Here is an 11,247-nt window from a genome sequence, read left to right as displayed (position 1 = left end):
GGATGAGCGCAGACTCCGTCCGGGACACCGCTCCCGGATCACTGCCCGCTTCCGCCGATGCGGGCTCCTCGCGTTGGTACGACGCCGAAGCGGGCCCGGTGGTCCGGCCCTACGCGATGACCCGGGGGCGTACCAGCAGCGCGTCCCGCCATCGTCTCGACCTGATCGCGATCGTCATCCCCGAACCGGCGGCCGACGATCCCGGCCGGGACCAGACGCTCTCCCCGGAACACGTGGAGATCGTCGAACTATGCAGCGACTTGCCCCAGTCGATCGCCGAGCTCGCCTCCGGACTGGACCTCCCCGTCGGGGTTGTCCGTGTCCTGGTAGGTGACCTCGTCGAGGACGAGCTGGTGCACGTCACCCGTCCCGTTCCGCCGGCCGAGCTGCCGGACGAGAGCCTTCTACGCGAGGTGATCAATGGCCTTCGGGCGCTCTAGCCGCAGAAAGCGGCCCGTCGAGCCCGTTACCCTGAAAATCCTGGTGGCGGGCGGCTTCGGTGTGGGCAAGACAACGCTGGTGGGCGCGGTCAGCGAGATCAGACCGCTGCGCACGGAGGAGAGGCTGAGCGAGGCGGGGCGGCCCGTCGACGACGTGTCGGGGGTCGAGGGCAAGAACACCACCACGGTGGCCATGGACTTCGGCAGGATCACCCTGCGCGAGGACCTGGTCCTCTACTTGTTCGGAACCCCCGGGCAGGACCGGTTCTGGTTCCTCTGGGACGAGCTGGCCCAGGGCGCGCTGGGCGCGGTGGTCCTCGCGGACACCCGGAGGCTGGAGGACTGCTTCGCGGCGGTCGACTACTTCGAGCGCCGGGCGATCCCGTTCACGGTCGCCGTCAACCTCTTCGAAGGCGCGGACCAGTTCCCCACCGAGACGGTCCGGGCGGCACTCGACCTCGACCCCGAGGTGCCGGTGCTGGTCTGCGACGCACGTGACCGGGCATCCGTACGGGATGTGCTCGTCGCGGTCGTGGAGCACGCCATGGTGCGGGCCGGCCGGCTCCGGGAACCCGCGAGGACCTGACGGCCGGACCACCGCACGTAGGGCCTGACGCGGCCCGTACCCCCGCCGACCGGGGTACGGGCCGCGCGTACGGTGTGTGGAAAGAAGCCCTCACCCGGGGTGACGGTACGTAAACCCTGTGTGCGCACCCGGGCTCACGGGTTCTCGGCGAGCCACTCGGCCGCCGTGGCGGCCAGTTCACCGTCCCGTCCCGCGAGCATCATCCGGATCATCTGCACATCGCCCCGCAGCGACCACGCTGGATGCCCGAACGTCGCCGGATTGTTCTTCTCGATGAGGAAGTGCGCGGGCCACGCGGTGCCGTACCCGATCAGGGGCAGCGCCAGCACGTAGCGCCGGCGGCCGCGCGCCAGACCGTACGCCGTGACGGCGAGGCCGGTCAGGGTCCCGGTCAGATGGACCCATCGCGTCGCCGACCTGGAGTGCATGGCGACGTAATAGGGCCAGAACTCTTCATACGAACCGAACGTCTGCTGTGACATGAAGGCACCGTAATCGCTCGGTCGGCAACCGGACACGGCAGTTCCGCGTCCGACAATAAGAACGGGCGGCCGGAGCCCACGGGGGTGGTCCCGGTCGCCCGTTCTCGGTTGTTCCCCGCCCGTTCCCCGCCCGTTCTGTCAGTGCCCCGCCACGGAACGCCCGGCCACGGGGAAGTCGAAGTAGGTGTCAGGGAAGAGCTCGGGCTTGTACGTGAAGTGCCACCACTCCTCGGCAAGATTCACGAACCCCAGTCCGGTCAGCGTCCCTTTGAGGAACTGCCGGTTTGCACGCTGAGCCCCCTGCACCCGGGGGTCGTCCGTGTGCGACAGGGTGTCGAAACAGTCGTAGCCCGTCCCCATGTCCACCGAGTTGTCGGGGAAGCGCTCGTCCTTCGGAGCGAAGCACGGAGCCAGTTCCTCACCCGGCTCGTACGGCCTGGTCGGGAGGGCCGGCAGCTTCACCAAAGTGAGATCCACCGTGCTGCCCCGGCTGTGACCGGATTTCTCCGCGATGTAACCGTCCTCGAACAGGCGCGTCTTGTCGACCGTCGGGTAGAACTCCGCCTTCATGGCCTGGTCGTCCAGGTCCTTCGCCCAGCGGACGAAGTGGTCCACGGCGCGCTGCGGCCGGTAGCAGTCGTACACCTTGAGCGAGTAGCCCTGCCGCAGAAGGCCCTGCTGGGCCGTGTGCAGCGCGCGGGCGGCCGGCCGGGTCAGGATGCAGAGGGGCTGCTGGTAGCCGTCCACCTGCTCTCCCATGAAGTTGTGCGCGGTGGTGTAGCGCATCTCCGTGATGATCGTCGGGTCGACCGAGTGGAGATCGACGAACTCCTGCGGAGCCTTGGGTTCGGGCACGGCAACCGCCGTCGGGGCGGCGGCGGTCACGGCGAGCAGAGTGGCGCCGGCAACGGCCAGGGCGCGGAGAAGACGAGCAGTTCCTGTCATGGGCACACCGTCTATCAGCTTCGGAGCCGCAAGAGAAGAGTGATCGGATACAGTCCGCGCGTGAAGGACTCCCACTGCGGCGACTGCGGGGCCCCGTACGTCACCGACGCCTGGCCACGCACCTGCACGGCGTGCGGTCGTACCGCCTACCGCAACCCGCTGCCCGTAGCCGTCGCCCTGCTGCCCGTCACCGGACCGCACGGCACCGGCCTCGTGGTCATCACCCGCACCATCCGCCCGCACCGGGGCGGAACCGCACTGCCCGGCGGCTACATCGACCGGACCGAGGACTGGCGCCACGCCGTCGTACGCGAACTGAGGGAGGAGACCGGTATCCGGGCCGACGAGACGGACGTGCGACTCGCCGACGCCCTGAGCTCTCCGGACGGACACCTGCTGCTCTTCGGACTGCTCCCGCCACGTCCCGCCGGGGAACTCCCGTCCTCCGCGCCGACGGACGAGACCTCGGGATACGACGTGCTGCACACCCCGGAGGAACTCGCCTTCCCGCTGCACACCAGGGCCGTACGCTCCTGGTTCGCCGGCGCCTACGGCTGAGCCGTCAGCCCCCGCACGCGGACCGGATACGGCACCCGCCCCTCCTCACCGTCACGCTCGACCACCACGCGCCCTGCCCTGACGTGCGACGTATAGCGCTCCACCTCGGCCGCCTCCCACCCGTCGCCCATGTCCCGCACGACCAGCCCGCCCCCGGTACGGCCGGCCGGCGGCGCCCACACCTCCAGTTCGAGACCCCCCTCCGCTCCCCGCACCGGGATCACGGCACCGGCCCGCGCCAGCACCGGAACGCGCGACAGGGGAGCGTCCACCACCACCTGGCCCGGTCCCTCGTACGCCCGCCCGCTCGCCGTGTCGTACCACCGCCCGCGCGGCAGACGCACGGACCTCCGGTCCGCCCCCTCCTCCAGCACCGGAGCGACCAGCAGCGCGTCGCCCAGCAGGAAGGCGTCCTCGCAGTCGCGCAGCGCCCTGTCGCCCGGCGCGCCCCACCACACCGGCCGCACATACGGCGCACCGGTGAGCCGGGCCAGCTGCGCCAGCGTCACGAAGTACGGGAGCAGCCGTTCCCGCTCCTCCAGCGCCCGCGCGGCATGGCCGAGGACCTCCGGCCCGAACTCCCACGGCTCCCGGCGCCCCGCGTCGATGGCCGCATGAGTGCGGAACAGCGGCATGTACGCGCCCAGTTGGTACCAGCGCAGATACAGCTCGGGTGACGGCGCCCCGTCGAACCCGCCGACATCCGGCCCCGAATACGGCACCCCGCAGAGCCCGAGCCCCAGCACCAGGGCCAGCGACGCCCGGAGCCCTGGCCACCCTGTCGCCACATCACCGGACCAGGTGCCGCCGTACCGCTGGAGGCCCGCCCAGCCCGAACGGGAGAACAGGAAGGGCCGCTCCTCGGGGCGCAGCCGGCGAAGCGCCTCGTACCCGGCCCTCGCCATCGCCAGGGCGTACACGTTGTGGGCCTCCCGATGGTCCCCGCCACGGCCCTCGAGCGAGTGCCGGGACGAACGGGGCAGCGACGGATCCCCGAAGGCCACGAAGGACACCGGCTCGTTCATGTCGTGCCACACCCCGGCGAACCCCTGTCCGAGCCGCTCCTCGTACAGCGCACCCCACCACTCGCGCACCAGCGGATCGGTGAAATCCGGATAGACGCACTCGCCCGGCCACACCTCGCCCAGCACCGGGACGCCCTGCGCATCACGGACGAACGCGCCCTCCGCACCGACCCCCAGGCCGCTGTCGAACACCGCGTTGCCCGCCGACGCCCGCACCGCCGGATCGACGATGGAGACCAGCCGGACGCCGTCCTCGCGCAGTTCCTTCGCCAGGCCGGGGAGATCGGGGAACCGGTCCCGGTCGACCGTGAACACCTGATGCGCGTCGTAGTGGTCGATGTCCAGATGCAGCACGGACAGCGGAAGCCCCCGCTCCCGGTATCCCGCGACGACCCGCCGCACCTCCTGCTCGCTGCCGAACCCCCAGCGCGCGTGCTGCGGACCCAGCGCCCAGGACGGCGGCAGCGCCGGCGCCCCCGTCAGCGCCGTCCAGCCCCGCAGCACCCTGGCCGGCGTACCCACGACCACCCAGCAGCGGAGCGGGCCTCCCTCCATCCGCACCTCGCACGCGCCCGGGCGGTCATGCCCCGACCCGGCGCCCTCCTCGCCCTCCCGGAGCGTCACCCGGCCCGACCAGGAGTTGTCGTGGAAGGCCAGATGGGTCCCCGCGTCCGAGACCACCACCTGCACCGGCATCGTCAGATACAGCGGATCGTCCCCCGGACCGAACCGACCGCCCGGATCGGTGTTCCACAGCCGGTACGTGCCCTCCCTCAGCCTCGGCCCGCCGGCCCGGCCGCCCAGCCCGAAGAAGCGTGCGTCGGCGGGGACCTCGGACCGCTGCACCCACCGCGCCGGACCCCCGGCCACCGGCTCCCACCAGCGCGGCGGCAGTTCCCGGCGCAGCACCACCCCGCCCGGCGTACGCAACTCCACCGCCCCGTGGCGCGACACGGCGACCGTCAGCCGCTCCGACACCACCTGCCAGCCGCCGTTCTTGTCCGGCTCCAGCCGCGCCCTCGCATCGGCCTCAGGCCCGGCTCCAGGCAGGGCGTACGAGGGCAGCGGGCCCGCGCCGTCCCAGGACCAGAACACCGCACCGCCCACCGCCACCCGGACCCGCAGCTGCGAACGGGCGAAGCGCACCACCCCACCGCCAGGCCCGGGCTCCGCGCCGACCAGAAGCCCGGGCACACGCGCCCGCTCCGCACCACGCGACGCGAGCGCCCGCGCATCCGCACGCCGGCGCCGCCAGGCCGAGCGCACCGTACGCATCCCCTGCACGGAACCGACCATTCTCACCGAGCGCACCAGGTCACGACCATCCATGCGGGCCACCCTGCCATCCGTCCGGACCGAAGCGTGCTCCGTTCAGCTTCCGTTCACCTGTGGCTTCACCACACAGCCGGACACGCAGCCATGGCAGGGGGACCCTGGTGCGCAGGACGATCACATGGCATCGTCCGTAACTGCCGTTCACGCGCACACCCCAGCCCGTGCGCGCGACGCGCGTAACCCCGCGCACACCCGAAAGGCCAGGGAGCCTCCATGACCTCAGCAGCCGGCGAAGCCCCCCTCTGGCAGCCAGGACCCGAGCGCGTCGAAGCAGCGGCCGTCACGCGCTTCCAGCGATGGGCGGCCGGACGCCACGGAGCACCCGCCGACGGCGGCTACGCGGCACTCCACCGCTGGTCGGTCGACGAACTCGACACCTTCTGGCAAGCCGTCGCCGACTGGTTCGACGTGCGCTTCTCCACCCCGTACGAAGCCGTCATCGGCGACCGCGCCATGCCCGGCACCCAGTGGTTCCAGGGCGCCACCCTCAACTACGCCGAACACGCCCTGCGCACGGCCGACGACCCCCTCCGCGCGGACGCCCCCGCCCTGCTCTACGTCGACGAGACCCATACCCAGGTCTCCATCAGCTGGTCCGAACTACGGCGCCAGACCGGCTCACTCGCCGCGGAGCTGCGCGCTCTCGGCGTCACCCCCGGCGACCGGGTCAGCGGATACCTCCCCAACATCCCCCAGGCGGTCGTCGCGTTTCTCGCCACCGCCGCGGTCGGCGGAGTCTGGACATCCTGCGCCCCCGACTTCGGCGCCCGCAGCGTCCTGGACCGCTTCCAGCAGGTCGAGCCGGTCGTCCTGTTCACCGTCGACGGCTACCGCTACGGCGGCAAGCAGCACGACCGCACCGCCACCGTGGCCGAGCTCCGCCGTGAACTCCCCACCCTGCGCGCGGTCGTCCACATCCCGCTGCTCGGCACGGAGGCACCCGAAGGAACCCTCGACTGGCACGCGCTCACCGGCTCCGACACCGAACCGGATTTCGAGCAGGTCCCCTTCGAGCACCCGTTGTGGGTGCTGTACTCCTCCGGCACCACCGGGCTCCCCAAGGCCATCGTCCAGTCCCAGGGCGGGATCCTCCTCGAACACTTCAAGCAGATCGGGCTGCACTGCGACCTCGGCCCCGACGACCGGTTCTTCTGGTACACCTCCACCGGCTGGATGATGTGGAACTTCCTCGTCTCCGGCCTGCTCACCGGCACCACCCTCGTGCTGTACGACGGCAGTCCCGGCTATCCGGACGTCCAGGCCCAGTGGCGCGTCGCCGAACAGACCGGCGCGACCTTCTTCGGCACTTCGGCCGCCTACGTCATGGCCTGCCGGAAAGCCGACGTCCACCCGGCCCGCGACCACGACCTCAGCCGCGTCCAGTGCGTCGCCACCACCGGCTCCCCACTCCCGCCCGACGGCTTCCGCTGGCTCCACGACGAGTTCGCCGACACCGGCGCCGACCTCTGGATCGCCTCCGTCAGCGGCGGGACGGACATCTGCAGCTGCTTCGCGGGCGCGGTCCCCACCCTGCCGGTCCACATCGGCGAGCTGCAGGCACCCTGTCTCGGCACCGACCTCCAGTCCTGGGACCCCGCGGGCAAGCCACTCACGGGCGAGGTCGGAGAGCTCGTCGTGACCGCACCCATGCCGTCCATGCCGGTCCGTTTCTGGAACGACCCCGACGGCCGCCGCTACCACGACAGCTACTTCGACATGTACCCCGGTGTCTGGCGCCACGGAGACTGGATCACTCTCACCGACCGCGGCTCGGTCATCATCCACGGCCGCTCCGACTCCACCCTCAACAGGCAGGGGGTCCGCATGGGGTCCGCCGACATCTACGAGGCGGTCGAGCGGCTCCCCGAGATCCGCGAGTCCCTCGTGATCGGCCTCGAAGAGCCGGACGGCGGCTACTGGATGCCACTCTTCGTCCACCTCGCCGACGGCGCCACGCTCGACGACGAACTCCGCGACAGCATCAAACGGACCATCCGTGAGAACCTCTCCCCCCGCCATGTACCGGACGAGGTCATCGAGGTTCCTGGCATCCCGCACACCCTCACCGGTAAGCGCATCGAGGTTCCGGTCAAGCGGCTCCTCCAGGGCACAGCCCTTGCCAAGGCGGTCAACCCGGGCTCCATCGACAACCTCGAACTCCTCCGCTTCTACGAGGACCTCGCCCGCACGCGCCGCTGAACCGACCACCGGACAGGTCGTTGTCAGTCCCCCTGATTACGCTGAGTGAGCATCGATCGACAGCGCACAGGGGGACTCATGGCGCACATCAAGCAGGCCCGACCCAGCCGGCAGCGCGGCACGACATCCATGCGGCGCGCACTACGCCGCGAAGCACCCAGCACCGTCGGCCTCCTGGTCGACCCGGAGGACTTCGCGGACATGCGCTGCTACCGGAGCTTCACCTTCGAGGACCACGCGGTCTATCTGCAGCAGGTCGAAAATCTGCTGCGGACGCTCGCCGCGCAGGGGGTGCACACCACTGTCGCCCTCTTCGACCCGGCGGACTACGCGGAGTTCTGCGCCGAGTCCGGCCTGGAACCCGACGAACACACCAGCCGGAGCCGGTTCACCGCCGAGATCGCCGCGGCCGGCGCCACCGTGGCCTACACCGGCCAGCCCATCGACACGTTGATCCCGCTGCTCGTCTCACAGGCGGTCCGGCGCGCGACATGGGAGTACGCCACGATGCTGCTGGCGGGCCTCGGCGACTGCGCGGACTGCGGCCGGGACATCGGCCGGGCCGCCTTCGACCGGGCGTCCCACCTGCTGATGCGTCTGCTGGACACAGCGGGTCCGGGAACCCACCACCTCGTCTGCAGCACGCCCACGGAGGACGGCGAGCAGCTGCTCGCCGTCCTCCACACCGCACGGCACACGGACGGGGCCCGCCTCTCAACGTCGGAAGGGGCGGAGTTCGCCACCGTCCTCGCCGCGGGGGTCGCCCTGGAGACCCAGGGAGGCGTCGTGCTGCGCACCACGGCGCCCGACGCTTCGGACCGGGTGCACGGCTGGCGTCTGCACCGGGGGAGTCTCCTTCCGCTCACGGCCGGCGAGGTCTTCAGCGCCTACTGCACCGACGCCGACACCGGTGAGCCCGTGCCGCCGGAATCCGGCGTCGAGTACTGCGCGGGATTCGACCTCGGTGCCGACGAACCGGAGCCGCACCGCTGACAGACCGAAGGGGTTCCCGCCGGAACCGGCGGGAACCCCTTCACATCCGTCCTCGTGCCGCAGACTGCGGCGTCACTCGCCCGACAGCACCGCCTGAGCGGCGAGTCGTGCCTCGTCGGCGGAGTCCGTCGCACGCGCGGCGGAGGCAGCACGCTCGCACTGCGCCAGTGTGTGCTTCGCCAGCGTCGCCCGCACGTAGGGAATGGACGCCGCACCCATCGACAGGGAAGTGACACCCAGCCCGGTCAGCACACACGCCAGCAGCGGGTCAGAAGCGGCCTCACCACAGACACCGCAGCTCTTGCCCTCCGCCCTGGCGGCGTCGGCCGAGAGCGCGACCAGGTCGAGCAGCGCAGGCTGCCACGGGTCCTGGAGCCGCGACACGGCCCCGACCTGGCGGTCGGCCGCGAAGGTGTACTGCGCCAGGTCGTTGGTACCCAGCGAGAGGAACTCCACCTCCTGCAGGATCGAGCGGGCCCTCAGCGCGGCGGACGGAATCTCCACCATCGCCCCGAACTTCGCCTGCAGTCCCGCCTCACGGCAGGCGTCGGCGAACGCCTTCGCGTCGGCTCGGTCGGCCACCATCGGGGCCATGACCTCGAGGTACACCGGCAGGCCTTCGGCAGCCCTGGACAGCGACGTCAGCTGGGTCCGCAGCACATCGGGGTGGTCCAGCAGACTGCGCAGCCCACGCACACCCAGAGCGGGGTTCGGCTCGTCGGCCGGAGTCAGGAAGTCCAGCGGCTTGTCGGCCCCGGCGTCCAGCACCCGCACCACGACACGCCCCTCGGGGAACGCCTCGAGCACCGCGCGGTACGCCGCGATCTGCTTCTCCTCGGACGGCGCCTGCTTGCTGTCGTCCAGGAAGAGGAACTCCGTACGGAACAGCCCGACGCCCTCGGCACCGGCTTCCAGCGCCGCCGGAACGTCACCGGGTCCACCGACATTGGCGAGCAGCGGCACCTTGTGACCGTCGGAGGTGGCCCCGGGACCGGTCACGGCCGACAGCGCCGCCTTGCGGGCCGCCGACGCGCTCTCCATCTCGGCGCGCTTCTCCTGGGTCGGCTCGACGAAGATCTCACCGGTGCTGCCGTCGACGGCCACAACCGTGCCTTCGGCGATCTCACCGGCTCCGGGGAGAGCCACGACCGCAGGCACACCGAGCGCCCGCGCGAGAATGGCGCTGTGGCTGGTCGGCCCGCCCTCCTCCGTGACGAAGCCGAGCACCAGCGTGGGGTCGAGAAGCGCCGTGTCGGCGGGAGCCAGGTCACGGGCGATCAGCACATACGGCTCATCGCTGTCGGGCACACCCGGCATCGGAACGCCGAGCAGCCGCGCCACGATCCGGTTCCGTACGTCGTCGAGGTCGGCCACGCGCCCCGCCAGGTACTCCCCGGCGTTGGCGAGCAGCGCCCGGTATGCGGCGAACGCGTCGTACACGCCGCGCTCGGCGGTGCTTCCGACAGCGATACGACGCTCGACATCGGCGATGAGCTCGGGGTCCTGGGCCATCATGGCCTGGGCTTCGAGCACATGCTGTGCCTCGCCCCCCGCCAGATTGCCGCGCGCGATCAGGTCGGCCGCAACAGCTTCCACCGCCTGTCGGGCACGTCCCTGCTCGCGCTCGGCCTCGTCCGCGGGAATCTGTTTGGCCGGCGGTTCGAGCACTGCCGTTCCCATGTGCCGAACCTCGCCGATCGCCACACCGTGACTCACGCCGACGCCTCGCAGCGTTGTCTCCATTTCACCCGTCTCCGATTGTGCGGTGGCGTTGCCACCGCGGTGGATTCCCAACTGGCTGATTACTACGCCGAGGGTGTCACTGCCAGCCGAAGAGCGTGTCGCCGACCTTCACGTCGCCGTCCTCACGAACGTCGGAGAGCGACTCGGCGGTGGCTTCCAGGGCCACGACCGGGCAGATCGCCGACTTGCCGGCGGCCTCGACGCCGGCCGGGTCCCAGCGGACGACGCCCTGACCGCGGGTCACCGTGTCCCCCTTGTTCACGAGGAGCTCGAATCCCTCGCCGTTGAGTTGCACGGTGTCGATCCCGAGGTGGGTCAGCACGCCGTGGCCCTGATCGTCGACGACGACAAAGGCGTGCGGGTGCAGGGAGACGACGATGCCGTCGACCGGCGAGACGGCCTCGGAAGGCTCGCGTACGGGGTCGATGGCTGTACCGGGGCCCACCATCGCTCCGGAGAACACGGGGTCGGGAACAGCGGTGAGTCCGATGGCGCGGCCGGCAAGAGGGGACGTCACTGTGGTCATGGAGAGCCTCCCAGGGGTGGGGATCCGTATGTCACCGCCACGACTGATGGAGGGCGGCTTACTGATCAGCAGCGTAAGTCATATGAAGTCCCGGTTCCGCCTGAGAGCTGCCGGTTGACCGGCCCAGGGGCGCACCGGAAACGATTTGCCTCGTCTCACAGCGGCCTGTACTGTCGTATCCCTGCCTGGACCCCCGCACGACCTCGAGTCAGGGGGCGGACAGCGACTCCAAAGCCCAGACTCCAACTCTGATTGTGCTCTCGCATGCTCGCGAGGCCTGGTCAAAGGACTGGAAAAGGACTGATAGAGTCGGACTCGCCGAAAGGGAAACGCGAAAGCGAAGAACTGGAAAGCGAATCAGTAGGATCCCGCTTCGGCCGGGAATCGGACGCGAAAGAGTCTGATAGAGTCGGAA

At 70.5% G+C, this 11,247-nt stretch carries 10 protein-coding genes; 5 read left to right on the top strand and 5 right to left on the bottom strand.

Going from position 1 to position 11,247, the window contains the following annotated elements; translation table 11 throughout:
- Nucleotides 1-2: 2 nt before the first annotated feature.
- Both ACIREO_RS37020 and ACIREO_RS37015 read left to right on the top strand, forming a co-directional pair.
- Nucleotides 3-440, top strand: a complete 438-nt coding sequence (locus tag ACIREO_RS37020; RefSeq protein ID WP_404118741.1) for a DUF742 domain-containing protein — start codon at nucleotides 3-5, stop codon at nucleotides 438-440.
- Nucleotides 421-1,026, top strand: coding sequence for a GTP-binding protein (locus ACIREO_RS37015; protein WP_404118738.1), 606 nt, complete (start codon nucleotides 421-423; stop codon nucleotides 1,024-1,026). Before ACIREO_RS37020 ends, ACIREO_RS37015 begins: the two co-directional genes overlap by 20 nt.
- A gap of 134 nt (nucleotides 1,027-1,160) precedes the next feature.
- Here the strand turns inward: ACIREO_RS37015 and ACIREO_RS37010 are convergent, their stop codons facing one another.
- Together ACIREO_RS37010 and ACIREO_RS37005 are read right to left on the bottom strand one after the other, a co-directional pair.
- The gene (locus ACIREO_RS37010) at nucleotides 1,161-1,508 is read right to left on the bottom strand and encodes an Mpo1-like protein (RefSeq protein WP_404118736.1); all 348 of its coding nucleotides are present in this window, start codon (nucleotides 1,506-1,508) and stop codon (nucleotides 1,161-1,163) included.
- A gap of 138 nt (nucleotides 1,509-1,646) precedes the next feature.
- On the bottom strand, nucleotides 1,647-2,453 hold the full coding sequence (locus ACIREO_RS37005) for a M15 family metallopeptidase (protein WP_404118733.1): 807 nt from the start codon (nucleotides 2,451-2,453) through the stop codon (nucleotides 1,647-1,649).
- A gap of 60 nt (nucleotides 2,454-2,513) precedes the next feature.
- Here ACIREO_RS37005 and ACIREO_RS37000 point away from each other — a divergent pair, with 60 nt between their 5' ends.
- Entirely contained in the window at nucleotides 2,514-3,011 is a 498-nt protein-coding gene (locus ACIREO_RS37000; RefSeq protein WP_404118731.1) for an NUDIX domain-containing protein, read from the top strand.
- Here ACIREO_RS37000 and ACIREO_RS36995 read toward each other — a convergent pair.
- Nucleotides 3,002-5,365, bottom strand: a complete 2,364-nt coding sequence (locus ACIREO_RS36995; protein WP_404118729.1) for a glycoside hydrolase family 31 protein — start codon at nucleotides 5,363-5,365, stop codon at nucleotides 3,002-3,004. The two genes, ACIREO_RS37000 and ACIREO_RS36995, sit on opposite strands and share 10 nt — an antisense overlap.
- A gap of 219 nt (nucleotides 5,366-5,584) precedes the next feature.
- On the opposite strand from ACIREO_RS36995, the gene ACIREO_RS36990 reads away from it, so the two are divergent.
- Together ACIREO_RS36990 and ACIREO_RS36985 are read left to right on the top strand one after the other, a co-directional pair.
- Nucleotides 5,585-7,570 carry an acetoacetate--CoA ligase gene (locus tag ACIREO_RS36990; protein WP_404118726.1) on the top strand — a complete coding sequence of 662 codons (1,986 nt, stop codon included), beginning with the start codon at nucleotides 5,585-5,587 and terminating at the stop codon, nucleotides 7,568-7,570.
- 78 nt (nucleotides 7,571-7,648) lie between these two features.
- Entirely contained in the window at nucleotides 7,649-8,563 is a 915-nt protein-coding gene (locus ACIREO_RS36985; RefSeq protein WP_404118723.1) for a hypothetical protein, read from the top strand.
- A gap of 72 nt (nucleotides 8,564-8,635) precedes the next feature.
- Here ACIREO_RS36985 and ptsP read toward each other — a convergent pair whose 3' ends face one another.
- On the bottom strand, nucleotides 8,636-10,306 hold the full coding sequence (ptsP, locus tag ACIREO_RS36980; protein WP_404118721.1) for a phosphoenolpyruvate--protein phosphotransferase: 1,671 nt from the start codon (nucleotides 10,304-10,306) through the stop codon (nucleotides 8,636-8,638).
- A 76-nt stretch (nucleotides 10,307-10,382) separates the two neighbouring features.
- On the bottom strand, nucleotides 10,383-10,832 hold the full coding sequence (locus tag ACIREO_RS36975) for a PTS glucose transporter subunit IIA (protein WP_404118718.1): 450 nt from the start codon (nucleotides 10,830-10,832) through the stop codon (nucleotides 10,383-10,385).
- Between the last annotated feature and the right edge of the window lie 415 nt (nucleotides 10,833-11,247).

Source organism: Streptomyces sp. NPDC102441 (assembly GCF_044765585.1).
GTDB lineage: Bacteria > Actinomycetota > Actinomycetes > Streptomycetales > Streptomycetaceae > Streptomyces.
The sequence above is the reverse complement of the archived record's forward strand: the minus strand, read 5'-3'. Positions and strand labels throughout refer to the sequence as shown.

Excerpts from the sequence above, each read along its gene's own strand:
- ACIREO_RS37020 (WP_404118741.1), top strand. The coding sequence starts at position 3 with ATGAGCGCAGACTCCGTCCGGGACACCGCTCCCGGATCACTGCCCGCT.
- ACIREO_RS37010 (WP_404118736.1), bottom strand. The coding sequence starts at position 1,508 with ATGTCACAGCAGACGTTCGGTTCGTATGAAGAGTTCTGGCCCTATTAC.
- ACIREO_RS36990 (WP_404118726.1), top strand. The coding sequence starts at position 5,585 with ATGACCTCAGCAGCCGGCGAAGCCCCCCTCTGGCAGCCAGGACCCGAG.
- ptsP (WP_404118721.1), bottom strand. The coding sequence starts at position 10,306 with ATGGAGACAACGCTGCGAGGCGTCGGCGTGAGTCACGGTGTGGCGATC.
- ACIREO_RS37005 (WP_404118733.1), bottom strand. The coding sequence starts at position 2,453 with ATGACAGGAACTGCTCGTCTTCTCCGCGCCCTGGCCGTTGCCGGCGCC.
- ACIREO_RS36985 (WP_404118723.1), top strand. The coding sequence starts at position 7,649 with ATGGCGCACATCAAGCAGGCCCGACCCAGCCGGCAGCGCGGCACGACA.
- ACIREO_RS36995 (WP_404118729.1), bottom strand. The coding sequence starts at position 5,365 with ATGGATGGTCGTGACCTGGTGCGCTCGGTGAGAATGGTCGGTTCCGTG.
- ACIREO_RS37015 (WP_404118738.1), top strand. The coding sequence starts at position 421 with ATGGCCTTCGGGCGCTCTAGCCGCAGAAAGCGGCCCGTCGAGCCCGTT.
- ACIREO_RS36975 (WP_404118718.1), bottom strand. The coding sequence starts at position 10,832 with ATGACCACAGTGACGTCCCCTCTTGCCGGCCGCGCCATCGGACTCACC.